The organism is Winogradskyella sp. (assembly GCF_013213835.1).
GTDB lineage: Bacteria > Bacteroidota > Bacteroidia > Flavobacteriales > Flavobacteriaceae > Winogradskyella.
Window position 1 is genome coordinate 245,545 of record NZ_JABSSU010000006.1, and the last position, 23,553, is coordinate 269,097.

The 23,553-nt window shown below is 32.8% G+C and carries 21 protein-coding genes; 13 read left to right on the top strand and 8 right to left on the bottom strand.

What is annotated here, in order from left to right; all coding sequences use genetic code 11:
• The 6 genes from glgB to speD all read left to right on the top strand — a co-directional run bounded on the left by glgB (position 1) and on the right by speD (position 7,848).
• Complete coding sequence (glgB, locus tag HRU50_RS11335; RefSeq protein WP_296351200.1) at positions 1–1,911, top strand: 1,4-alpha-glucan branching protein GlgB; 1,911 nt, start codon at positions 1–3, stop codon at positions 1,909–1,911.
• A gap of 195 nt (positions 1,912–2,106) precedes the next feature.
• Complete coding sequence (locus tag HRU50_RS11340) at positions 2,107–4,506, top strand: glycoside hydrolase family 31 protein (RefSeq protein ID WP_296351201.1); 2,400 nt, start codon at positions 2,107–2,109, stop codon at positions 4,504–4,506.
• A 93-nt stretch (positions 4,507–4,599) separates the two neighbouring features.
• Positions 4,600–5,427, top strand: a complete 828-nt coding sequence (locus HRU50_RS11345) for a M48 family metallopeptidase (protein ID WP_296351202.1) — start codon at positions 4,600–4,602, stop codon at positions 5,425–5,427.
• 64 nt (positions 5,428–5,491) lie between these two features.
• Complete coding sequence (locus HRU50_RS11350; RefSeq protein WP_296351203.1) at positions 5,492–6,802, top strand: MFS transporter; 1,311 nt, start codon at positions 5,492–5,494, stop codon at positions 6,800–6,802.
• Between the two features lie 90 nt (positions 6,803–6,892).
• Complete coding sequence (locus HRU50_RS11355; RefSeq protein ID WP_296351204.1) at positions 6,893–7,447, top strand: hypothetical protein; 555 nt, start codon at positions 6,893–6,895, stop codon at positions 7,445–7,447.
• A 26-nt stretch (positions 7,448–7,473) separates the two neighbouring features.
• Positions 7,474–7,848: an adenosylmethionine decarboxylase gene (gene speD, locus HRU50_RS11360; RefSeq protein ID WP_296351205.1), complete on the top strand. Its 375-nt coding sequence runs from the start codon at positions 7,474–7,476 to the stop codon at positions 7,846–7,848.
• On the opposite strand, the gene HRU50_RS11365 is transcribed toward speD, so the two are convergent.
• Together HRU50_RS11365 and HRU50_RS11370 are read right to left on the bottom strand one after the other, a co-directional pair.
• On the bottom strand, positions 7,841–9,022 hold the full coding sequence (locus tag HRU50_RS11365) for a glutathionylspermidine synthase family protein (protein ID WP_296351206.1): 1,182 nt from the start codon (positions 9,020–9,022) through the stop codon (positions 7,841–7,843). The two genes, speD and HRU50_RS11365, sit on opposite strands and share 8 nt — an antisense overlap.
• Positions 8,985–9,545 carry a hypothetical protein gene (locus HRU50_RS11370; protein WP_296351207.1) on the bottom strand — a complete coding sequence of 187 codons (561 nt, stop codon included), beginning with the start codon at positions 9,543–9,545 and terminating at the stop codon, positions 8,985–8,987. Before HRU50_RS11370 ends, HRU50_RS11365 begins: the two co-directional genes overlap by 38 nt.
• Positions 9,546–9,584: 39 nt before the next feature.
• Here HRU50_RS11370 and HRU50_RS11375 point away from each other — a divergent pair, with 39 nt between their 5' ends.
• Both HRU50_RS11375 and HRU50_RS11380 read left to right on the top strand, forming a co-directional pair.
• Positions 9,585–11,111, top strand: a complete 1,527-nt coding sequence (locus HRU50_RS11375; RefSeq protein ID WP_296351208.1) for a polyamine aminopropyltransferase — start codon at positions 9,585–9,587, stop codon at positions 11,109–11,111.
• A 94-nt stretch (positions 11,112–11,205) separates the two neighbouring features.
• Entirely contained in the window at positions 11,206–12,114 is a 909-nt protein-coding gene (locus HRU50_RS11380; protein ID WP_296351209.1) for a hypothetical protein, read from the top strand.
• A gap of 61 nt (positions 12,115–12,175) precedes the next feature.
• Here HRU50_RS11380 and HRU50_RS11385 read toward each other — a convergent pair whose 3' ends face one another.
• Genes HRU50_RS11385 through HRU50_RS11400 form a run of 4 tightly spaced genes read right to left on the bottom strand, consistent with a single transcriptional unit; the run spans position 12,176 to position 15,130 of the window.
• Positions 12,176–12,901, bottom strand: coding sequence for a head GIN domain-containing protein (locus HRU50_RS11385; RefSeq protein ID WP_296351210.1), 726 nt, complete (start codon positions 12,899–12,901; stop codon positions 12,176–12,178).
• Between the two features lie 34 nt (positions 12,902–12,935).
• Positions 12,936–14,024, bottom strand: coding sequence for a hypothetical protein (locus HRU50_RS11390; protein WP_296351211.1), 1,089 nt, complete (start codon positions 14,022–14,024; stop codon positions 12,936–12,938).
• On the bottom strand, positions 14,002–14,568 hold the full coding sequence (locus HRU50_RS11395) for a hypothetical protein (protein WP_296351212.1): 567 nt from the start codon (positions 14,566–14,568) through the stop codon (positions 14,002–14,004). Before HRU50_RS11395 ends, HRU50_RS11390 begins: the two co-directional genes overlap by 23 nt.
• Positions 14,569–14,572: 4 nt before the next feature.
• Entirely contained in the window at positions 14,573–15,130 is a 558-nt protein-coding gene (locus tag HRU50_RS11400) for a sigma-70 family RNA polymerase sigma factor (RefSeq protein WP_296351213.1), read from the bottom strand.
• Between the two features lie 230 nt (positions 15,131–15,360).
• On the opposite strand from HRU50_RS11400, the gene lon reads away from it, so the two are divergent.
• Genes lon through cmk form a run of 4 tightly spaced genes read left to right on the top strand, consistent with a single transcriptional unit; the run spans position 15,361 to position 20,356 of the window.
• Positions 15,361–17,814, top strand: a complete 2,454-nt coding sequence (lon, locus tag HRU50_RS11405; RefSeq protein WP_296351214.1) for an endopeptidase La — start codon at positions 15,361–15,363, stop codon at positions 17,812–17,814.
• Positions 17,798–18,556 carry a LysM peptidoglycan-binding domain-containing protein gene (locus tag HRU50_RS11410; protein WP_296351215.1) on the top strand — a complete coding sequence of 253 codons (759 nt, stop codon included), beginning with the start codon at positions 17,798–17,800 and terminating at the stop codon, positions 18,554–18,556. The genes lon and HRU50_RS11410 overlap by 17 nt, the downstream gene beginning before the upstream one ends.
• Before the next feature lie 56 nt (positions 18,557–18,612).
• Positions 18,613–19,644 (top strand): type IX secretion system protein PorQ, encoded by a 1,032-nt coding sequence (porQ, locus tag HRU50_RS11415; protein WP_296351216.1) that lies wholly within the window; start codon positions 18,613–18,615, stop codon positions 19,642–19,644.
• 28 nt (positions 19,645–19,672) lie between these two features.
• The gene (cmk, locus tag HRU50_RS11420) at positions 19,673–20,356 is read left to right on the top strand and encodes a (d)CMP kinase (protein WP_296351217.1); all 684 of its coding nucleotides are present in this window, start codon (positions 19,673–19,675) and stop codon (positions 20,354–20,356) included.
• Positions 20,357–20,421: 65 nt separating this feature from the next.
• Here the strand turns inward: cmk and HRU50_RS11425 are convergent, their stop codons facing one another.
• Together HRU50_RS11425 and HRU50_RS11430 are read right to left on the bottom strand one after the other, a co-directional pair.
• Positions 20,422–20,799, bottom strand: coding sequence for a LysM peptidoglycan-binding domain-containing protein (locus HRU50_RS11425; RefSeq protein WP_296351218.1), 378 nt, complete (start codon positions 20,797–20,799; stop codon positions 20,422–20,424).
• A 267-nt stretch (positions 20,800–21,066) separates the two neighbouring features.
• Positions 21,067–21,387, bottom strand: coding sequence for a hypothetical protein (locus tag HRU50_RS11430; RefSeq protein ID WP_296351219.1), 321 nt, complete (start codon positions 21,385–21,387; stop codon positions 21,067–21,069).
• 251 nt (positions 21,388–21,638) lie between these two features.
• On the opposite strand from HRU50_RS11430, the gene rpsA reads away from it, so the two are divergent.
• Positions 21,639–23,474, top strand: a complete 1,836-nt coding sequence (rpsA, locus tag HRU50_RS11435; RefSeq protein WP_296351220.1) for a 30S ribosomal protein S1 — start codon at positions 21,639–21,641, stop codon at positions 23,472–23,474.
• The last annotated feature ends 79 nt before the right edge of the window (positions 23,475–23,553 follow it).

Below are 23,553 nucleotides of genomic sequence, written 5' to 3' on the forward strand. Positions count from 1 at the left end.
ATGGCAGAAGTAGTTGCACACAGTTTATTTACCGACTTTGATATCGATCTTTTTAAAGCAGGTAAGCATTATAGATTATATGAAAAATTTGGTTCTCATATAACAACTGTAGATGGAGTAGAAGGTGTTTATTTTGCAGTATGGGCACCAAGTGCTAAAATGGTATCTGTAATTGGAGATTTTAATTTTTGGGTTGAAGGAGAACATAAATTAAACGTACGTTGGGATTCTAGTGGTATTTGGGAAGGTTTTATTCCAGGTGCAGGAAAAGGCAGTAAGTATAAATACAAAATACAAAGTCATCATAACGACGTAAAGACAGAAAAAGCAGATCCATACGCAAGACGTGCAGAGCATAACCCTAAAACAGCGTCTATAGTTTGGGATGAACCTTACCAGTGGAAAGATACCGATTGGATGACCAAGCGTAAAAAGAATAATGCTTTAGATGCACCATTTTCAGTTTACGAAGTACATTTAGGCTCATGGAAACGCAAAGGAAATGACGGCAGCGAGTTTTTAACTTATGCTGAAATGGCTGATGATTTAGTGGCATATGTAAAGGAAATGAACTTTACACACGTAGAGTTAATGCCAATTATGGAGTTTCCATACGACCCATCTTGGGGTTATCAAATTACAGGATATTTTGCGCCAACATCGCGTTTTGGGCATCCTGAAGACTTTAAATTGTTAGTAGATAAGTTACACCAGAATGATATTGGAATTATCTTAGATTGGGTACCATCACATTTTCCAGAGGACGCTCATGGGCTAGGTTTCTTTGATGGTTCAGCGTTGTATGAACATCCAGATCCAAGAAAAGGTTATCACCAAGATTGGAAGAGTTTGATCTTTAATTACGGTCGTAATGAAGTAAAGTCGTTCTTAATAAGTAATGCCATCTTTTGGTTAGACCAGTTTCATGCAGACGGATTAAGAGTAGATGCTGTAGCATCGATGTTATTCTTAGATTATTCAAGGGAAGATGGCGAATGGGAACCAAATATTTATGGTGGAAGAGAGAATTTAGAAGCCATAGCTTTTATGCGCGAAATGAATGAAGCTGTGTATTCATCTTTCCCAGATGTACAAACTATTGCTGAAGAATCTACGGCATTTCCAATGGTATCTAAACCTACCTATATTGGTGGTTTAGGTTTTGGAATGAAATGGATGATGGGTTGGATGCACGATACGTTGCAATATTATGCTAAAGAGCCAATATATAGAAAACATCATCAAAATGACCTAACTTTCTCTATGACTTATGCATTTACAGAAAACTTTATGCTACCATTAAGTCATGATGAGGTTGTTTATGGAAAGAATTCAATTTTAGGTAGAATGCCAGGAGACGAATGGCAACGTTTTGCGAATCTCAGATTGTTGTATTGCTATATGTTTACGCATCCAGGTACAAACTTGTTATTTCAAGGTGCAGAATTTGGACAAAGTGAAGAATGGAATTTTCAGCAGAGTTTAGATTGGCATTTATTGCAGTACAAGCCACATAAAGGCGTTCAAACTTTAATAAAAGATTTAAATAAGCTTTATAAAAGTGAACCAGCGTTATTCCAAAAGCAATTTACAGCAGAAGGTTTTGAATGGATAGATTACAATGATGCAGAGAACTCTGTGTTTACCTACATCAGAAAAGGAAACAATGAAGAAGATAATCTTGTTGTAGCTTGTAATATGACTCCAGTTCCACAAGAAAATTACAAATTGGGATTACCAAAAGCAGGAAAATTAAAAGAAGTTTTCAATAGTGATTTAAAGAAATATTTTGGTAGTGGTGAGTTTAAGAATAAAGTAAAGACGACTTCAGAAACACCATGGAATTTTAGAGATCATTCAATTGAAATTACAATTCCACCATTAGGAATGGTTGTTTTTAAATACAGTTAAATAGCTTTTGCAATCAGTGAAGTATTAAAGCGTTCATCATATAAAATTGAACGCTTTTTTTAATCTTAACAATGCTAAGTAAGATTTTTAGTACACCGAAAACGTTATAGTTGAAAACTGAAAATAATTAGACTATTAACAACTTTTTAATATTCTGATTTTTCCGTTTTTTTACAACTCTTAAAGAATGACGATATGATTGTAAATACGGAATTAGAAAATAAAGGGAATTTATTTCCATCAAAAATAATTGACTTCAAGAAAGATGTAGAAACCTTATACTTCTACACAGAAAATGATGTCATACTTCAACTTAAAGTAATTAGAGATAGTGTATTACGTTTTAGATATACGACTGTAGGTAATTTTGATAATGACTTTTCATATGCAATAACTAAATATGCTAGTTATGGCTATAATAAGTTAGAGATTAATGAGGAAGATGATCATTATGAAATAACTACGTCTAAATTGAGATGTGAAATTTCTAAGGAAAGTTTAAGAGTAGCTATTTATGATGCTAAAGATGGTACACTTATAAATCAAGATGAAAGTGGTTTTCATTGGGAAGAAAACTATTACAATGGTGGAAACATTGTAAAGATGAGTAAGGTGTCTAATGATGGTGAGAGTTATTATGGACTTGGTGATAAACCAAATCACTTAAACTTAAAAGGAAAGCGTTACAGCAATTGGGTTACAGATTCTTATGCTTACGGTAAAGATACAGACCCAATTTATAAGGCGATACCTTTTTATACAGGTCTTCATCATGGTAAAGCATATGGTATCTTTTTTGACAATACCTTTATGTCGTCTTTTGACTTTGCACACGAACGTAGAAATGTAACAAGTTTTTGGGCTCAAGGTGGCGAGATGAATTATTATTTCTTCTATGGTCCAAAAATGAATGATGTCGTTGAAAGTTATACCGATTTAACAGGAAAACCACATCATTTACCACCAATGTGGGCATTAGGTTTTCACCAATGTAAATGGAGTTATTATCCTGAAAGTAAGGTTAAAGAGATTACATCTACATTTAGAAAATTACAGATACCATGTGATGCTATATATTTAGATATCGATTACATGGATGGTTTTAGATGTTTTACATGGAATAAGGAGCATTTTCCAGAACCAAAACGCATGGTAAAGGAGTTAGCTGATGACGGATTTAAAACTGTTGCTATAATTGATCCAGGAATTAAGATAGACAAAGACTATTCTGTTTTTAAAGAAGCCTTAGAGAATGATTACTTCTGTAAGCGTGCCGATGGTGATTATATGAAAGGTAAAGTTTGGCCAGGAGAATGTTATTTCCCTGATTTCACAAAACCTGAAGTACGAGATTGGTGGTCTGGATTGTTCAAAGAATTAATTGAAGAAGTTGGTATAAAAGGTGTTTGGAACGACATGAATGAACCTGCGGTTATGGAAGTTCCTAACAAAACATTTCCAGATGATGTACGTCATGATTATGATGGAAATCCTTGTAGCCATAGAAAAGCACATAATATTTATGGTATGCAGATGGCTAGAGCGACATATCACGGATTAAAGAAATACTCGCATCCAAAGCGTCCTTTCGTAATTACTCGTGCAGCATATTCTGGTACACAACGTTATACATCAACTTGGACAGGTGATAACGTGGCTACTTGGGAGCATTTATGGATTGCAAATATCCAAGCTCAACGTCTTGCGATGTCTGGATTCTCATTTGCAGGTAGTGATATAGGTGGATTCGCGGAGCAACCACAAGGAGAATTATTTACACGTTGGATACAGTTAGGTGTATTCCATCCATTCTTTAGAGTGCATTCATCAGGTGATCATGGTGATCAAGAACCATGGGCTTTTGATGAAGATGTAACTGATATTGTTAGAAAATTTATTGAAATTAGATACCAGCTATTACCTTATTTGTATACGGCATTTTGGAACTATGCAGATCATGGTGCGCCACTATTAAAATCACTTGTTCTTTTTGATCAAGAGGACGTACATACACATTACAGAACAGATGAGTTTATTTTTGGTGAACATATTTTAGCATGTCCTGTTTTAGAACCTAATGCTAAAGGAAGACGTATGTATATACCTCGAGGTAATTGGTATAATTTCTGGACTGACGAAGTTGTAAAAGGCGGTAAAGAAATGTGGGTTGATGCTGATATAGACAGCATGCCTATTTATGTAAAAGAAGGTGCCATTATTCCTAAATATCCTATTCAGCAATACGTAGGTGAAAAAGAGATTAAGGAAATCATCTTAGATGTATATTACAAAGAAGGAAAAGAAGAAAGTGAATTATACAGTGATGCTAATGATGGTTTTGACTACAAAAAAGGTCGTTATAGTTTAAGAAATTTTAAACTCACAGGTAGAACAGAAGAGTTAATTATCAACCAGTTTAAAGAAGGTAGATACACCACAACATATGGTACTTTTAAAATAAGGATTCATGGTTTACCTTTTGAAATTTCTGAAGTACAGATTGATAATAAGGTCATTGACCATTTCAATTGTAAAGATGGCGAAATCAATACTCTAATCGTTGATAAGAATTTTTCAGAACTTCATATTAAATAGTAGGATTTTGATTAGTGACTTTAGTAAAATTGAAGTGTCTAAAAAGTAGGTGCGAATTTTTCGTATTTTAGTATAACATTAAATCTTCACATTATGTCGCTAAAAAAATCAATCTCACTGGTTATAGTTGTTATCACTTTTATATCCTGTGCTACAAATCCTTTTACAGGAAAAAAGACTATGGCATTTGTGTCTAATAAACAATTGTTTCCTATGGCATTTGCTCAATATAATCAGGTATTAAGTGAGAATAATGTTCTTACAGGAACAAGTGATGCTGATATGATTACTAGAGTAGGGCAACGTATTGCTGTAGCTGCTGAGCGTTGGCTTAATGCAAATGGCCAACAAGGATATCTAGAGGATTATAAATGGGAATATAAACTTATAGAATCAGAGCAAGTGAATGCTTGGTGTATGCCAGGCGGAAAAATTGCCTTTTATACAGGAATTTTACCAATCGCTCAAAATGAGACTGGAGTTGCGGCAATTATGGGACATGAAGTGGCTCACGCATTAGCAAATCATGGTCAACAACGTATGAGTGCTGCTTATATTCAACAAGGTTTAGCCGTTGCCGGAAATGTTGCTTTAGCTAATGATCAAAGAGCTTTAGGTATTTTTAATCAATCTTACGGTATTGGATCTCAAGTATTCGGAATGTTACCTTTTAGTCGAAGTCACGAAACGGAAGCCGATAAAATAGGTGTTTATCTCATGGCAATTGCTGAATATAATCCAGATGAAGCAGCAGAATTATGGAAACGTATGAAAGCAAATAGTGGTGGTCAAGCGCCACCAGAGTTTTTGAGTACGCATCCAAGCAGTGATACAAGAATAGCTAATTTGCAAAAATTAGCGCCTAAAGCGAAAGCCGAAGCTAAAAAATTTGGTGTTACAACGTATAGGCCAATAAATTAATATAGTTCATATTATTTAACTATTTTAGAAGCCGCTCACTTGAGCGGTTTTTTAATTTTAATATATGATCGAATTACAAAAAGGTAGTAAAAAGTTATTAAATGCATGGGCATTTTATGATTGGGCAAATTCTGTATACACTTTAACTATTGCGTCTTCATTATTCCCAATTTTTTACTCTTCACTGTTTTTAACTGAAGTTAAAAAATTGACAGCATTTGGCTATGAGTTTAAGAGTACGGCACTTATTACATTTGTTACTGCTTTTACCTTTTTGGTAATAGCGTTTATGTCTCCAATTTTATCTGGTATTGCAGATTATGTTGGAAACAAAAAGTTCTTCATGAAACTGTTTTGTTATGTTGGCTCAGCTGGTTGTCTAGGTTTGTATTGGTTCGAGATAACGCCAGACAGAATTCATTTGAGTCTATTATTTTATTTTATGGGATTAATTGGCTATTGGGGAAGTTTGGTTTTTTATAATTCTTATTTGCCAGATATTGCTTTTGAGGACCAACAAGATAGCATTAGTGCAAAAGGGTTCAGCATGGGTTATGTTGGTAGTGTTGTTCTATTAATTATTAATTTAATAATGGTGATGACCCAAGAAACTGGTGAGGATAAAATGAAAATGATGCGTTATTCCTTTATTACAGTTGGCGTATGGTGGGCATTATTTAGTCAGTATTCGTTTTACTGGTTACCAAAAGGAGCCAAAACTGGAAACAAGGTAACTAAAGATGTTATTTTTAATGGTTTTAAAGAGCTGAAAGGTGTATGGTTTCAATTAAAACAGAATCTTAAATTAAAACGCTATCTCTATGCATTTTTTGTATTTAGTATGGCTGTTCAGACAATAATGCTTGTAGCAGTATATTTTGGTGAGGAAGAAATTGCTTGGGCAGATGAAGATGCTAAAACTATTGGACTTATCGGTAGTATTTTAATTATACAAATAATTGCCATATTTGGTGCGTTACTTACGTCATGGGCATCCTCTAAATATGGTAATATCAAAACACTTATTATTGTCAATTTTATATGGATGGCATTATGTTTTTATGCCTACTTTATGGTTTCTCCTTTGCAATTCTACATTGCGGCTGGTTTAGTTGGTTTTGTTATGGGCGGCATACAATCCTTAGCGAGATCAACCTATTCAAAATTTCTCCCAGAGACTGACGATACAACATCATTTTTCAGTTTTTATGATGTTGCAGAGAAAATAGGTATTGTTATAGGTATGCTTATCTATGGTACTATAGATCAAGTAACAGGTAGTATGCGTAATTCAATATTGTTTTTATTTGTGTTCTTTCTGTTTGGTATTGTTTTGTTGTATCGAGTTCCGAGACATACAGCTAAATCAAGATAATTTAAATTCAGCGGCATAAGATATTTCTTTCTTATTCCGTGTGTATGATTCTTAAATATTGTTATATTGTCATTCACTTAATTATAACTTATGAAAAAGTTTTTTATACTATCAATTTTAGCTTTAACTGTATTAACGTCTTGCGACAGAACTGTTGATTTAGCTATTGACAACCCTACAAAGTTTGAATTAGAAATAACTGTTGATACTTTGCGTGTAATGGTGCCACCAAAAGACGTAGTTTGGGTAGAAATGGGGCCAGGAGAACATCAGTTGACTCTTGAAAATGATAGTATAATTAAATTTAATTTTCAAGAATCTGTATATATGATTAATGCATCGCAATCTGAGTATTTGGTTTCTACAGAATATTACGGTACACATCCTTATGAGAATCCTATGTATCCTGGAATGAAAAACCCTTTAAGTAAAGAAGTAACGTTTTTAGGTTTTCCTTTAGAAGGTGAATATGAGGTTATAACAGACGTGATTAATAAAGTAACTTGGGATTACGGACCAAGGGAATCATTACCAGAAATGATTGAAATGGATTCATCGGACTCTTATGATACATTAAAGAAAGTCTATGATCCAAGAGAGTTTATGGACATGTTACAAAGTGCTTACGACACTTACGAAGAGTAATTAATTCATCATTCCAAAAGCAAATTTTGAAAGCCTCATTAGGAACTCATATTACGTGGGACGTCTACAACTGCAATGCAGATCAACTATCTTTTATACCAGAGATAAAACAGATTTTGAATGCTATTGTAGATGAGTTAGATCTTACGAAAGTAGGTGAGAAGTATAAACAATTTGAACCTGTAGGTGTAACAGGTTTTATTTTGTTAGAGGAAAGTCATGTCAGTATTCATACGTGGCCTGAACATCAATTTGCTGCTGTAGATATCTTTTCTTGTAGACCTTTTGATGCCGGAAAAATTCAAAAACTCTTAATGGAATCGCTTTCTTCAGACAAAGTTATTATTAAGCAAATCGAAAGAGGAGAAGCAGTTTCTGTTATTTCTTCAGATCTTATATGATAAAGTGAGACATAAACTCACAATCATCAGTAATAATTTGAGATTCTTGTGTTCTAAGATTTATAGCTGAAGCTCTATTTGTATAAAACATACCAACTTGGTAATAATAGTTCTCTAGGTCTTTATTTAAGGGATAATATTTTTGATATATTTTTTCCTGATTACCAAAATCACCATCCGATCTAGCTTCAGAATTGTTAGCGACTTCTATAGAAATATTCTCACCTAATCTGCCATAAACAGGCTTTGCCACATAATCATATAGCCCAAAGCTTTTATCTAAGTAGGTTTCTGCTAGCACTGAATTTGGGAAATTTTTAGTGATGTAAGCCAAAAACTTTTTGTTCTGCCAAATTGCCGTATATGGAGGATTTAAAACAATGACTTTATTCTTTATGATTAATTCTGAAAGGATGTTTGCCAATTCAGGTTCATCATTAAACATCCAATCCCAAGGGATTATTTTAAACAAAACATCAACTTCTTCGTATTCATCGCCAATTTGATGATACACACCTTCGTCTGAAAAAATCACTTTTTCTAAATGGGAATAGAAGGGTTTAAAACCAGCCTCGTAAGCAATGTCAATAATACAATTCACATTTAATATGTCTTCCTCATAACCAAAACAAGTCCCAAGAAATACTGGTTGATCTTTGCCTATTCGAGATTTAATACTTGATAACGTGGCGTTTAGGTCATACTTTAATGTGTTGAAGCTTTGGTGATTTCCTTTCAGCTGTTCTAACTGTAGTGGTTGCCAAAATAAGGTTTCTGGTATAGTACTACAAGTATCGGCATTAAACTCAATGATACGACCATAATCAGATTTTAAACCACCATTAATATCAAAACGACCATACAAAAAAGGATGTTGTACTTTATTTGTCCAACTATGAATAATACAGTCATGAAAGGATTGTGGAATACCTAATTCAGCTAATTTTCCCTCTTTAATGATTTTTTCTGTAGCTCTTTGAAATAAGTAAAAGGCTTCGTCAGAAATTCTACGAAACTGTTCAATTTCTGAACGATAAATACCTAATAATTCTTCTGAAAAATAATCTTCCCCAAGATACCAATGTAAGCGATGAGGAATATGTTTCTTTTTAAGGCGTTTTATTTCCTTAAAACGACTATCCTCCAAACGATCTGAACGACTTTCCACTGCCATAACCTCTAGATGATCTACCAGGAACACTTACTCTTCTTGAAGTAGCAGTGCTTTTTAAATCATTTTTTAAACTTGATGATTTATTATACGCAGTTGCGTTTTTGTAGTTGCTTTGATTAGGAGTTACATTACGTAAACTTCTATTGAAGTATGACGCCGCAAGAGAATAATATAAAATACTTCTAAGACCAGAATGATTGCTATATGAGGATTTGTCCTCTTTCATCTTTCTTAAAGATAATGTGTCAACAGTACCTTCAAGTGTATGAACAATTGCAATAGACTTGTCTTTTTCGTCAATAAGACGCTCGTCAATGATTTTGTAATCATTACCTGGTTCTATTTCTTCTACCTCTGTTATAACACCTTGAGTGGATTCATACACAGTTTCCTCTTGTGCATCTTTAATTCTAGGACTTCCGTCTTTCTCACCACAACTCTGTAATGTAATTGCCGCGGCGATGGCTGCAGCTAGTGTCATTTTTTTAGTTAAAGCTAGACCAGATATAATTTTTTTATTCATCTTTGACGACTTAATTAGCTCAAACATAATCAAATTTTTATGAATAAAAAAGCACTAATTCCATTTGCTGTATTTATTGCAGGTTTATGCTCAATCATTTATGAATTGTTGATAAGTACTACAGCTACATATTTTCTTGGTGATGGTGTTAGACAGTTTTCAATTATTATTGGAGTCTATCTTTTTTCTATGGGAATTGGGGCATTTTTATCAAAGTTTTTAAAAGATAAACCGTTACAGTTTTTTATAAATGTAGAATTTGCTTTGGGCTTTATTGGTGGTATTTCTGTACCACTTTTATATATGCTTTTTGTATATGTATCGCCAATGGTATTACAAATATCTTGTCTTGCTATTATTTTTGTTATTGGACTTCTTACAGGTATGGAAGTGCCACTTCTAACATTTGCCTTAGAAGAATCTAATATTAAGAATAATCTCTCAAATGTATTATCTCTAGATTATATAGGTGGTTTAATAGCAACACTGATTTTTCCATTTATAATTTTACCATTTGTAGGACTGTATTATTCTTCACTGATTTTTGGTATGGTTAATATTCTTTTGGGGATTGTACTTAATTACACATTACTTAAGGATAAGAAGAAAAATAGTCTTTATGGATTTATTGCAGTCATTGGACTTTTAGTTTTAGTACTTTTTGGAGGTAAATTCTTGAAGGTTTGGGATCAAAAAATTTATAAACGACCTATTGTTTTAAATGAACAAACACCTTACCAAAAGATTGTAATGACCAAGACCAAAGGTGATCTGCGATTATATCTAAATAGAGTGATACAGTTTTCGTCAGCAGATGAATACAGATACCATGAGTCTTTAGTTCATATACCACTATTAATGCATAACGATCCGAGACGTGTATTGATTTTAGGTGGTGGAGAGAATTTAGCCAGTAGAGAGGTTTTAAAACATCAATCTATTGAAAGTATTGATGTTGTTGATATAGACAGTACGATGTTCTTTTTAGCAAAAGAAAACAAGTATTTAATGGAAATTAATGAAAACGCAGCAGTAAATACAAAAGTCAATCTCATAACCCAAGATGCATTTACATATTTATTTAACAATACTAAACCCTACGATGTCATCATAGCAGATTTACCAGACCCAACTAACCAGGCGATTGCAAGATTATATAGTAAGCAGTTCTTTTTGATGGCTAAACGTAATCTACAAAAGGATGGCGTATTTGTGACTCAATCTGGTGAAGTGTATTTTTCGAATACAGTTTTTAGTTGCATAAATAACACCTTAGAATCTGTATTTGAGCATGTAGAGCCCTATCATACTTATATACCTTCTTTTGGTGATTGGGGTTTTATTATTGGTAAACACACCAACAATGAAAAAGAAATCAATTATCAGTCTTTACCAAAGGATTTGAAGTATCTCAATCAAAATCAAATAGAACAAGCATTTGTTTTTCCAACTGATATTTCTGTAAAGGAGACAAAACTTAATACGCTAGATAATCCGATCATTCTAAATTACTTCTTAGATGAATGGGCAAAATGGAAAGTAGATTTTGAGTCTGGAACGCAATAAGTTAAATATCCTTGAAGTTTGATCTAGCTTTATATCAAATCGATTATAAATTGTAATTCTAATTATTACTATTTATTTCTTAAATTTATGTGCTATGTTTAAGAAAAAAATAAAAATTTTAAGGTACTCCTTTACCTTTTTAGTTCTTTTTGGTTGTCAAAATGAACCTTATGAAGGCGAGATTGTTACGGAAGACAATTCTTGCATAATTGCCACCAATGCAACAAATATTGCATCTAATAATTTTTTTAATAGCACAGAAGAAGAATACAGCTTATTTTGTCAGGTGTATAGAGATGCCTTAGCAGATCAAATAGAAATTTGTGGTGATGAAGATGGTTCTTTGACTTTGCTCTTAAATAACCTCGGTAATTGTGAAATTGATGATCCTTGTGATGAAATTGAGACTCAAACTAACCTGGCAAGAATTGCTTTTGAAAGTGCTATCGCCAGTTCATATGAAGTACTCTGTAATGCTTATAAAGACGCTTTAGTATTTCAGATCGAAGAGTGTGGTGATGACGGTAGCTTACAAATAATTATTGACGAGTTAGGTGAATGTGAACCCGAAAACCAAATAGAAATTGCTGGTAATTGGAAATTAGTCTCATGGAATACTGATGAGTTGAGGGATTTAAATAACGATGGTATAGTAACAAATAATTACTTAGATGACATCGATTGCTTTGATAATGAAACTATTATTTTCAATTTAGATAATACTGGAACAATGTTTTTAAGATCTGAAGCTGTCTTTTCATTTACCCCAACAATGGATGGTGAAGATTTTTTTACAGTTTGTACAGACATTAATGTTGATAAAGACTTTACCTGGGTTGAAACAATCAATAGTGTTATATTGTCATTTACAGATGGCACTAGTTTGAGTCTTTTTAAGAATTCTAATTTGTACACCGCAATAGATGATGCGTTTTATGCCGAAAGTACAATTGATGATGCTGTAATAACCGAAAGAATAACATTTGTGTATGTTAAGCAGTAGATATATAATAAAAAAAGACAAGTTTTTACTTGTCTTTTTTAGATTGATTTAGTTATTTAAATTAGTTGCTAACACTACCAGAACCAGAAATTTTAGTGTCCTTATTTTTGGGTGTACCAGAATAGTTTACATCACCAGAACCAGATATTCTAACGATAAGATTGCCATTACAAACAACGTCTGCATCACCTGACCCCGAAATTTTAACAGTAACATCTTTGCTGTCCAAATCACTACCATTAAAACTACCAGATCCTGCAATTTTAGCGACCAAGTTTTCTGTTTTACCTGTGATTTCTATGTCTCCAGAACCTGCGATGCTACTTTCTAATGAATTAGTATTGACATTTAAATCAATATCACCAGATCCGGCGACTGAAATATCGAGTTCGTCTGCTTTTATTGTTCCTGAATTTTTTATGTCACCAGAACCTGCAATACCTATGTCATTTATAGATTCGTATGGTACTGTTACAATTAAGGACTTACTTGGTTTTAAATAAAACCCTTTTTTTACTTTAACTACAAGATTATTGTTTTTTACTTCTGTAATGATGTATTCCATAAGGTTAGAATCACCTTTAATTGAAATGTCTCCTTCATTTCCTTCAACTAAATGCACATCTAAAGAGCCTGATACCTTTACCCCATCATAATCATTTGTTGATCGGTTTACAGTAGTGATATCACCATTTCCTTTTACTTTCTTAGATTTCCCCCATTGTGCGTTTGCATTAATAGAGCATGTTACAAGAACTAATACTGCGATTGATTTTAAAAAATTCATTGTTTTTAGTTTAATTATTGTTAGTTTTTTGAATTTATTTTTGTTTGAAGCTAACACTACCATGTTGTGAATCGATTCTTACTACATTCCCTGAATTCTCAGTGCCGTAGTAACCTTTATATTTTTTATTATGCATGTTAGATTCTTTGTTTCTAAACACAAAGCCTTCAGAATCTCTTAATGATCCAAATTGAAAGTCTAAGTCAAAATTAAAACTAGCAGCATTATTGTAACCTATGGTTATTCCTGTAAATTGACTTTCTATGTCAACTTCTTTTACGTTTGGTGTCATCATAGAAATCTTTAGCGATCCGTGTGCAGTATTTAAATCCGCTTTAGATAATAATTCGCCAACTCTCATGGTAAGGTGTTGCGCTTTTCCTTCAATAGTATTCACCTTGTCAACTTTTAATGAGCCGTGTTGGCACTTAAAGCCTATGTTTTCAGTATTCTCAATAGAAATTTGACTGTGTTGACCTTTTAAAGCAATATTGTCTGAATTCGATATAGTTAATCTACTATGAGAAGCTGAGATTTCGCCACTTTTGATGTATTCAAAATAGGAATCTTTGGTGTGACTCATTTTAATTTCATTGTTACTAGAGAGCAATTCTTTTGTTGTTATTTTACCGTGCTCACAATTAATCTTAACGTCACCTTCTAGTTTGTCAAGAACTATTGCGCCAAATCTATTTTGTAAGAATACATTATTGCTCATTGGCACCTTAATAACATAATCAATTTCCATTTTAAGGTTCATTTTTTTACCCCAATTCCACCAATTGCTCTTATTCTTTTCTATATTCGTGATCGCAGATACTAAGTCACTACTAGATTTAAATTCTACGTCAATACCGTCAAGACGTTCTTCAATTTTCTCATCATTATTGCCACTAACTTTAATCGATATTTCAAAATCAATTTTGTTTTCATTCCATGATATGACATTAATGTTACCAAAGGAATTACTGACTTCTAGAGTAGCATTTTTATTGACAGCAAAAGATTTAGATATTGTTTTTTCCTTTGTTGACTTATAATTTACTTCCGCAGAATTTGCTATTGCTAAAAATGGAACAAGTAAGAAGTAGAAAAGTAACTTATATTGTATTGTTCGTTTCATTGTTGTCGGTTTTAAGTTGTTTTATGTTTTCAATTTCTTCCAAAACAGTATTTAAAATGTCTATTCTGCTTTGAAAATTGCTAATCATTGCATGTATAATACGCTGATCTTCGCAATTTTGCGTTAATTCAATTTTTAATGTGTTGTAGTCATTTTCTAAGTTATCAATGAGCACGAGTGCATCTTCAATTATTTTTTTTGTAATTGGTGATTGCTCTTTATTAAGCTTTCTTAATTCATTTTCAATTGTTGCCGTAAAGAAATCTTGAGTTTCAGAGAGCTCAGGTGAAACGTTGGCCAGATCCATTAGCTCTTCTTCATTATTGTTTAAGTTTACGAATACACTCAAACAAATTATTATAGATGCAGCTATAGCAAGAAATGATTTCCAATTAATACCTTTTGTTTTCTCTGTTTCTGAATTTTCAGATGTGTCTGATTTTAACTTTGATAAAAACCTATTCTCATGACCAATACCTGGGTTTTCAACATCAAATTCACCGTTTAAGGTCTCAAATAAATCATCTAAATTTTCTTTTTTCATAACTTTAGTTGTTCACGGGTTGCATTAATTTCTTTCTTAAGCTTTCCTTAGCTCTAGAAATCATAGTTCTACAATTGGAGTAAGAAATATTCATGATTTCACAAATTTCCTCATAATCATAACCTTCTATTAAGTGTAGTGTTAATCCTAAACTGTAATTGGGTTTTAAAAACTTCATTACTTTAAGAATTTGCTTTACTTTTTCACTCTTATGACTATTTTCATTAATACCTAAGTCATCTTCAACTTTATACATCACATTTTCTAAAGGCACTTCATTTTGTTTTATGGTTTTATTGTAATGAGCTATACTATTATTCACCACAATACGTTTTAACCATGCACCAAAAAGTTTGGTGTCCTCTAATGTTTCAAGTTTTGTAAACGCCGTCAAAAAAGACTCTTGCATAATGTCCTCAGCTTTAAAAGAATCTTTTACAATTCTAATTGCTGTGTTATACATTGCTTTGTTATATCTATTATAAACCTCTAGTTGTGCACGTTGGTTTTTAGATTTACAGAGCAATAGTAACTGTTCGATATTTTGATTGGTTGATGTCAAAAAAACAATTGCTTTAGTCTATAGATATAAGTTGTTACGGAGTGTTACAGTTTATTGAATAAAATTTAATCTTTTTTATGTTATCAATGGCATAACAATTGAATTTATATGAGTGTGAATAACTTTGAATATCTTATAAATTATTGATATTCAGTTTTTAATAGATAATTAATACATTTAAAAAAAATGCCAAATGTTGCGTAATGGTGACATAATGGCTTATAAATTATATGAAGAAATCTAATTTTTTAAGGCTTGACAGTTTGTCATTTCAGGATTTTGACGAAAACTCAGAATTAATTCCGTTAATGACACCAGAAGATGAAGAGCTTATAAATAATGAATCTTTACCAGAGTCACTTCCAATTTTACCATTAAGAAATACAGTTCTTTTTCCTGGTGTTGTAATTCCTATTACTGCTGGTAGAGACACTTCAATTAAATTGATAAATGATGCTAATAATGGTGGTAAGGTAATAGGTGTTGTTGCTCAGAAGGATGAAGCTGTTGAAAACCCTACTGCAAATGATATCTATAAAACAGGTACAGTGGCGCGTATTTTAAAAGTGCTTAAAATGCCTGATGGAAACACAACTGTTATTATTCAAGGTAAAAAGCGTTTTAAGGTTGATGAGATAGTTTCTGAAAAACCTTACTTAACTGCAAAAATTTCAGATTTACCTCAAACTAAACCAGAAAAAGGTAATGAAGAGTTTGGTGCTATCATTGACTCTATAAAAGATTTATCGTTAGAGATTATTAAAGAGAGTCCAAACATTCCGACAGAGGCAACTTTTGCTATTAAGAATATTGAAAGTAGTTCGTTCTTAGTAAATTTTGTATCTTCTAATATGAATCTTAAGGTTGAAGAAAAACAAGAACTTTTAAAGATTAATGATCTCAAAGAACGTGCGCTTCAGACCTTAAAATTTATGAATCTCGAATATCAAAAGCTCGAACTCAAAAATGATATTCAGAATAAGGTTCAGAGTGATATGAATCAGCGACAGCGTGAATATTTCTTACATCAGCAAATGAAGACTATTCAAGAAGAATTAGGTGGTGGCGTGTCTTCTGGCGAGGAGATTGAAGAAATGAGAGCAAGAGCTAAGGACAAACAATGGGACGAAAAGGTTGCGAAGCATTTTGAAAAAGAACTTGCCAAAATGCAACGCATGAATCCGCAAGTTGCAGAATATTCTATTCAAAGAAATTATCTAGACTTGTTTTTAGATTTACCTTGGAATGAGTTTAGCGAAGATAAATTCGATTTAAAAGGCGCGATGAAAATCTTAGATCGCGATCACTTTGGTTTAGATGATGTTAAGAAAAGAATTATTGAGTATTTGGCAGTCTTAAAACTTCGTAACGATATGAAGTCCCCAATCCTTTGTTTGTATGGACCTCCAGGTGTTGGTAAAACATCTTTAGGAAAGTCTATAGCAGAAGCAATGGGTAGAGAATATGTTAGAGTTTCTCTAGGTGGTTTACGTGACGAAGCTGAAATTAGAGGCCATAGAAAAACATACATTGGTGCAATGCCAGGTAGAATCATTCAAAGTCTTAAAAAAGCTGGCACTTCAAATCCTGTGTTTGTATTAGATGAAATAGATAAGTTATCTGCCGGTCATCAAGGTGATCCGTCTTCTGCTATGTTAGAGGTATTAGATCCAGAACAGAATAGTGAGTTCTACGATAACTTCTTAGAGATGGGATATGATTTATCTAAGGTAATGTTTATAGCGACGTCAAATAGCCTAAATACCATTCAACCAGCATTAAGAGATCGTATGGAGATTATTAATGTGACAGGTTATACTATCGAAGAGAAAGTAGAAATTGCTAAACGTCATCTATTACCAAAGCAACTAGAGGAGCACGGTTTAACGAATAAAGATTTAAAAATTGGTAAACCACAATTAGAAAAAATTGTAGAAGGTTATACACGGGAATCGGGAGTTAGAGGTTTAGAAAAACAAATTGCAAAAATGGTGCGGTATGCGGCTAAGAATATTGCAATGGAAGAGGAATATGATGTGAAAGTTTCTAATGAGGATATTATTGAAGTACTGGGAAGTCCACGATTAGAGCGTGATAAGTACGAAAATAATCATGTGGCTGGTGTCGTAACAGGTCTGGCATGGACTAGAGTAGGTGGTGATATTCTTTTTATCGAATCTATTTTGTCCAAAGGTAAAGGAAGCCTAACCATAACTGGAAACTTAGGTAAGGTTATGAGAGAATCTGCAACCATTGCTATGGAATATATTAAGGCAAATGCAGACAAATTTGATATTAACCCTGAAGTTTTTGATAAATATAGTGTGCATATCCATGTACCTGAAGGTGCTACACCAAAAGATGGCCCGAGTGCTGGGGTTTCTATGTTAACCTCTTTAGTGTCTTTATTTACACAACGCAAGGTTAAGAAAAGCCTTGCCATGACTGGCGAAATTACTTTGAGAGGTAAAGTATTACCTGTTGGTGGAATTAAAGAAAAAATTCTTGCTGCTAAACGTGCAAAAATTAAAGAAATACTTCTTTGTGCGGATAATAAAAGAGACATTGATGAAATTAAACCAGAATATTTAAAAGGTTTGACATTTCATTATGTGAAAGATATGAGCGAAGTATTAGATATTGCAATTACAAAACAAAAAGTAAAAAATGCCAAAAAGCTTTAAGCTTATATGGATTGCAGTTATACTTTTGATGAGTACGTCATTGTTTGCTCAGTCAAAAGAGCAATATAAAGATGTAACACTTAATGGTAAACCAGCTAGGCTTAATTTAATTACTGGTGAGGTTATATTGGTAAATCAAGAAGAAGTTATACGATCAGAAACCGAAACTGACACTGTTGTTTCGAAACTTGTATCTGAAGACGATTTGAAACCTAATGATATTGGAAGTTACTATTATGTGGTTAAAGATGACGAAACACTTTTGGATATCTCAAAAAAGTTTAATGTTTCATTAAAACAACTAATAGCTGCTAATAATTTGGAGTCTAGTATAGTTGATTCAGGTCAAAAGCTCAGAATTGGTAATTTTGAAAATCAAGGTAATGTAGTGGATGATAATTTCAATACTGATAAACTAGAAAATAATTCTGGCTTCCATAAGGTAAATAAAGGTGAGACGCTATATAGCTTATCAAAAAAATATAATGTTAAAGTAGAAGACTTACAACGAGAAAACAACTTAACATCAACTTTAATAAAAACAGGTCAAATACTTAAGGTTCAATTTATTAATAGAAATGAAAATAGTAATGATTGGTTAGTTAAAAAAGGTGACACTTTATATAGTATTTCAAAGAAAACCGGTCTTACAGTTGAGGCACTTAAATCTTTAAATGGACTTAAATCTAACCTTATTAAAGTAGGCCAAGTGTTACGTCTAAAGCAGAATGAAACTAACTGAAAAAATAAAAAAATCATATCAGCGTTTTAAGAGAGATTTATTTATTTTGCACACCTATGATTAAAAGGTTCGTCCAGTTTTGCGTATTATTTTTTGCATTGCCAATATTTGCGCAATTAGGTGGCGAATCTACATATCAGTTTCTCAATTTAGTATCCTCACCAAGACAGGCCGCATTAGGAGGTAAAATCATCACGAATTTTGACTATGATGTCACTGAAGCATTGTATAATCCAGCTTCAATTAATTGGCAAATGCATAACCAGCTAGCAGCAAATGTTTCTAATTATTTAGGCGATATTACTTACGGAACAGCAGCTTATGCTTATACTTGGGATAGGCGTGTACAAACTTTTCACTTTGGTGTAACCTATATTAATTATGGTTCTTTTGATGGCTATGATGTTAATGGTGTGTCCACTGGCTCTTTTGGTGGTAATGAAGCTGCAATTTCATTTGGTTATAACTACAATATTCCATTTACCGATTTTTATGTAGGCGCAAACGTAAAGATTATTACATCTCTATTAGAACAATATAATTCTATTGGTGGTGCTGTAGATATTGGTGCCATGTATATTAATGAAGATTTAGATTTTCATGCTGCTTTAACCATAAGGAATCTAGGTACACAATTCACAACATACGCAGGTTTAAACGAACCTTTACCATTTGAAATTAACTTTGGAATGTCTCAAACCTTAGAAAATGTTCCTATTAGATGGCATTTAACTTTAGAGAACCTGCAGCAATGGAACATTGGTGTTTCAAACCCAGCAAGAGCCACTACAGATTTAGATGGTAACCAAACTCAAGAAGAAGTCAGTTTTTTGAATAATGCATTACGACACCTAATTCTTGGTGCTGAGTTATGGCCAGATAGAGGTTTTAACTTAAGAGTTGGGTATAACTTTAGAAGAGGTGAAGAATTACGAATTGTTGATCAAAGAACCTTTTCTGGGATTTCTGCAGGTATTTCAGTAAGATTGAATAAAATGCGTTTTAGTTATACGCATGCCAGATATACCAGTGCATCTAATACAAGTTTCTTCGGGCTTCAAATAGATTTGGATAACAGAAGAAGATAGATTATACTGCAACATATTTTCGCATTACATGAATAAAATTATAATCGCAATAGATGGCTTTTCTTCTACAGGTAAAAGCACAATCGCTAAACAATTGGCAAAAGCCTTAAATTATGTTTATGTTGATACTGGTGCGATGTATAGAGCAATCACTTATTTCGCTATAGAAAACCAATTGATTGGATCTGAATTTTTTGATTCTGATAAACTTGTTTCGAGATTAGATGAAATAAATATTACGTTTCAATTCAATGAGGAATTAGGTTTTGCAGAGGTATATCTTAATGATAAGAATATCGAAAAAGAGATTCGAACTCTCAAGGTTTCGAAATATGTAAGTCCAGTCGCTGCAATTTCAGAAGTGCGACAAAAACTTGTTCAGCAACAACAGTTAATGGGAATTGATAAAGGCATTGTTATGGATGGAAGAGATATCGGTACTGTTGTTTTTCCAGATGCAGAGCTAAAAGTATTTATGACGGCTTCGGCAGAAACGAGAGCAAAAAGACGCTATAAGGAATTGCTAGATCGAGGTCATAATTTAGTTTATGAAGATGTATTAGAAAATGTTACAACAAGAGACAGAATAGATTCTACACGTGAAGATTCACCTCTAGTAAAAGCAGAAGGTGCGGTTGAAATAGATAATTCAGATTTAACTATTGAAGCGCAGATAGAAATGCTGCTTAACCTTGTAAATGATATGCAATAAAAAAAGCGACTGGTCACTGAGGTTCTCGAAGTGCAGTCGCCTTTTTTATTTTAAAAAGATCTTTTTTATAAGTTAGGAATCACTAACTCTTGATCTGGATGAATTAAATCTGGATTTTTTAAGATATCTGTATTTGCTTCAAAAATAGCTTTGTACTTCATAGCATCACCATAATAGTGTTTTGCAATTTTACCTAAAGTCTCACCAGAAGCTACAGTATGTCTTGCATATACTGACTCATCAGCTACTTTTATGTCTGCCATGATGTCTGAAGGATTATCACCACCAGCAGCTTTGATAGCATCCCACAATAAGTTTTTTTCGTATTGTGTTGCAGCAGTACCCCAAACTTTTAATTTCCCGTCTGATTCCTCAATTTTACCGTTTTGGATGTTTAATTTTTCACCTAAGTCTAATACGCTTTGATATTTTGCTTTTACCATAATATAATTTAGTTTTTAATAATTAATAGTGAGTTTATATGTGTCTCGTAAAAATATCATTTTAAAAATTATTTCTTGTGAAAAGTTCTGTCATTTTTGATATTCTACAGATAAGACACAGGTAATTTATATTGGTCACACCTAAGTTCTTAAGTTTTGTTATTCAGGCAATTAGTTAGTGACTTTTTGATATGTCGTCCAATGACGGTTATTATTATCATCAAAGTACCATAACTCTAAAGCATTACTATTTATGAAGTATTCTCTCTAATAAGTATTAACGTTTTCTGTAGAATAAGTTATCACATTATTTTCTAAGTTAATGGAAAATGTCCCTGTACCAGTTATATTGTTATGAACATAAGTGTTGTAATTTCCTCTTAGGTCATTTGAATTATCATCATCTAAAAACTCTATAAAATCACAGCATAAATCCTCTAGTGACATCACGTTATTAAGTCCTTCAGCTTTAATTTCCCATAAACTAAGAAGTTCGTTTTCTTCTAAAGGATTGCTACTTTCGTCATCACTATTGCAGCCAATAGTTAGACATAACACTACAAAAGCAATATACATTTGATACTTCATTTTATTTTTGTTTGAAATTAAAAACTTACTAAATAAGGTATGTTTATGAAACATTATAAATATGTTAATTACCAGTTTAGTATATTATACAGGTAAATTGTTTGTTAATAATTTGAAAATGATTAATTTTGCGCTCCTTTTTAGCGGATTAGTGAAAGACGAAAAGGAACGATTTAAACTATAATTAATACTTCTGTGAGTTTTCGCAAGACTTTCAAACCATCACAGAATACAAATTTTAATCAGCAATTATGGCTGAAGAAAAAACAAACAATGCTGAAGTTGAAGCAACTGCAGCAACTACAGTAGAAGCTCCAGTAGTCTCTGAAGCTCAAGCAAATCCAGAAAAATTCTTAAAAGAGTTCGATTGGCACAATTACGAAGAAGGAATTGAGCAAGTAGCTGACAGTAAACTTGAAGAATTTGAAAAATTAGTATCAGAAAACTTTGTTGACACATTAGATGACCAAGTTGTAGAAGGTGTAGTAGTACATATTACTGACAGAGATGCAATCATCGATATCAACGCTAAGTCTGAAGGTGTAATTTCTCTTAACGAGTTCCGTTACAACCCAGATTTAAAAGTTGGAGATAAAGTAGAAGTATTAATTGACGTACGTGAAGATGCTACAGGTCAATTAGTATTATCTCACAGAAAAGCTCGTGTAATCAAGGCATGGGATAGAGTTAATAAAGCTCACGAAACTGGTGAAATCGTAAATGGTTTTGTAAAGTGCAGAACAAAAGGTGGAATGATTGTTGACGTTTTCGGAATCGAAGCATTCTTACCAGGTTCTCAAATTGATGTTAAGCCAATTAGAGATTACGACCAGTACGTAAATAAAACTATGGAATTTAAAGTTGTGAAAATCAACCACGAATTCAAAAACATAGTTGTTTCTCACAAAGCGCTTATCGAAGCAGATATCGAAGAGCAAAAGAAAGAAATCATTGGTCAATTAGAAAAAGGACAAGTATTAGAAGGTGTTGTTAAAAACATTACTTCTTACGGTGTATTTATTGATCTTGGTGGTGTTGATGGGTTAGTACATATTACAGACTTATCTTGGTCTCGTATCAACCATCCAAACGAGATTGTAGAATTAGACCAAAAATTAAATGTTGTAATCTTAGACTTTGATGAGAACAAGTCTAGAATTCAATTAGGTCTTAAGCAATTATCTAAACATCCATGGGAAGCTCTTGGAGAAGAAGTTAAAGTTGGTGACAAAGTAAAAGGTAAAGTAGTTGTTATTGCAGATTACGGTGCTTTTGTTGAAGTTGCTGAAGGTGTTGAAGGATTAGTTCACGTAAGTGAAATGTCTTGGTCTACACATTTACGTTCTGCTCAAGATTTCGTTGCAGTTGGTGATGAGATTGAAGCACAAATCTTAACTTTAGATAGAGAAGATCGTAAGATGTCCCTAGGTATTAAGCAATTAGCTCCAGATCCATGGACAGACATTACATCTAAATATCCTGTAGGTTCTAAGCACACAGGTGTTGTACGTAACTTTACAAACTTTGGTGTATTCGTAGAATTAGAAGAAGGTATCGACGGATTAATTTACATCTCTGATTTATCTTGGACTAAGAAAATTAAGCACCCAAGTGAGTTTTGTAATGTAGGTGATAAGTTAGATGTAGTTGTATTAGAATTAGACGTAGATGGTCGTAAATTATCATTAGGTCATAAACAAACTACTGATAACCCATGGGATAAATACGAAACTGAGTTTGCTCTTGGTACATCTCATACTGCTGCTATTACAGATGTAGTTGATAAAGGTGCTACTATTGCGTTCAACGAAGATATCGTTGCATTTATTCCTTCTCGTCACTTAGAGAAAGAAGATGGTACTAAGTTAAAGAAAGGTGAAGAGGCAGAATTCAAAATCATTGAGTTCAATAAAGAATTCAAGAGAGTTGTAGCTTCTCATACTGCAGTATTTAGAGAAGAAGAAGCTAAGATTGTTAAGCAGGCTGTTAAGAAAGCAGAAGCTGCAGCAGCTGAGGCTAAACCAACTCTAGGTGATGCTAATGATGCTTTACAAGCACTTAAAGATAAAATGGACGGAAAGAAGTAATTCAATCCTATTTTTATAAATATTAAAAGCCTTTTGATTTCTCAAAAGGCTTTTTTTATGAGTCTTCATTTTGTTTGAA

Coding starts and splice junctions, on each gene's coding strand:
- glgB (WP_296351200.1), top strand. CDS start 1: ATGGCAGAAGTAGTTGCACACAGTTTATTTACCGACTTTGATATCGAT.
- HRU50_RS11340 (WP_296351201.1), top strand. CDS start 2,107: ATGATTGTAAATACGGAATTAGAAAATAAAGGGAATTTATTTCCATCA.
- HRU50_RS11345 (WP_296351202.1), top strand. CDS start 4,600: ATGTCGCTAAAAAAATCAATCTCACTGGTTATAGTTGTTATCACTTTT.
- HRU50_RS11350 (WP_296351203.1), top strand. CDS start 5,492: ATGATCGAATTACAAAAAGGTAGTAAAAAGTTATTAAATGCATGGGCA.
- HRU50_RS11355 (WP_296351204.1), top strand. CDS start 6,893: ATGAAAAAGTTTTTTATACTATCAATTTTAGCTTTAACTGTATTAACG.
- HRU50_RS11365 (WP_296351206.1), bottom strand. CDS start 9,022: ATGGCAGTGGAAAGTCGTTCAGATCGTTTGGAGGATAGTCGTTTTAAG.
- HRU50_RS11370 (WP_296351207.1), bottom strand. CDS start 9,545: ATGAATAAAAAAATTATATCTGGTCTAGCTTTAACTAAAAAAATGACA.
- HRU50_RS11375 (WP_296351208.1), top strand. CDS start 9,585: ATGAATAAAAAAGCACTAATTCCATTTGCTGTATTTATTGCAGGTTTA.
- HRU50_RS11380 (WP_296351209.1), top strand. CDS start 11,206: ATGTTTAAGAAAAAAATAAAAATTTTAAGGTACTCCTTTACCTTTTTA.
- HRU50_RS11385 (WP_296351210.1), bottom strand. CDS start 12,901: ATGAATTTTTTAAAATCAATCGCAGTATTAGTTCTTGTAACATGCTCT.
- HRU50_RS11390 (WP_296351211.1), bottom strand. CDS start 14,024: ATGAAACGAACAATACAATATAAGTTACTTTTCTACTTCTTACTTGTT.
- HRU50_RS11395 (WP_296351212.1), bottom strand. CDS start 14,568: ATGAAAAAAGAAAATTTAGATGATTTATTTGAGACCTTAAACGGTGAA.
- lon (WP_296351214.1), top strand. CDS start 15,361: ATGAAGAAATCTAATTTTTTAAGGCTTGACAGTTTGTCATTTCAGGAT.
- HRU50_RS11410 (WP_296351215.1), top strand. CDS start 17,798: ATGCCAAAAAGCTTTAAGCTTATATGGATTGCAGTTATACTTTTGATG.
- porQ (WP_296351216.1), top strand. CDS start 18,613: ATGATTAAAAGGTTCGTCCAGTTTTGCGTATTATTTTTTGCATTGCCA.
- cmk (WP_296351217.1), top strand. CDS start 19,673: ATGAATAAAATTATAATCGCAATAGATGGCTTTTCTTCTACAGGTAAA.
- HRU50_RS11425 (WP_296351218.1), bottom strand. CDS start 20,799: ATGGTAAAAGCAAAATATCAAAGCGTATTAGACTTAGGTGAAAAATTA.
- HRU50_RS11430 (WP_296351219.1), bottom strand. CDS start 21,387: ATGAAGTATCAAATGTATATTGCTTTTGTAGTGTTATGTCTAACTATT.
- rpsA (WP_296351220.1), top strand. CDS start 21,639: ATGGCTGAAGAAAAAACAAACAATGCTGAAGTTGAAGCAACTGCAGCA.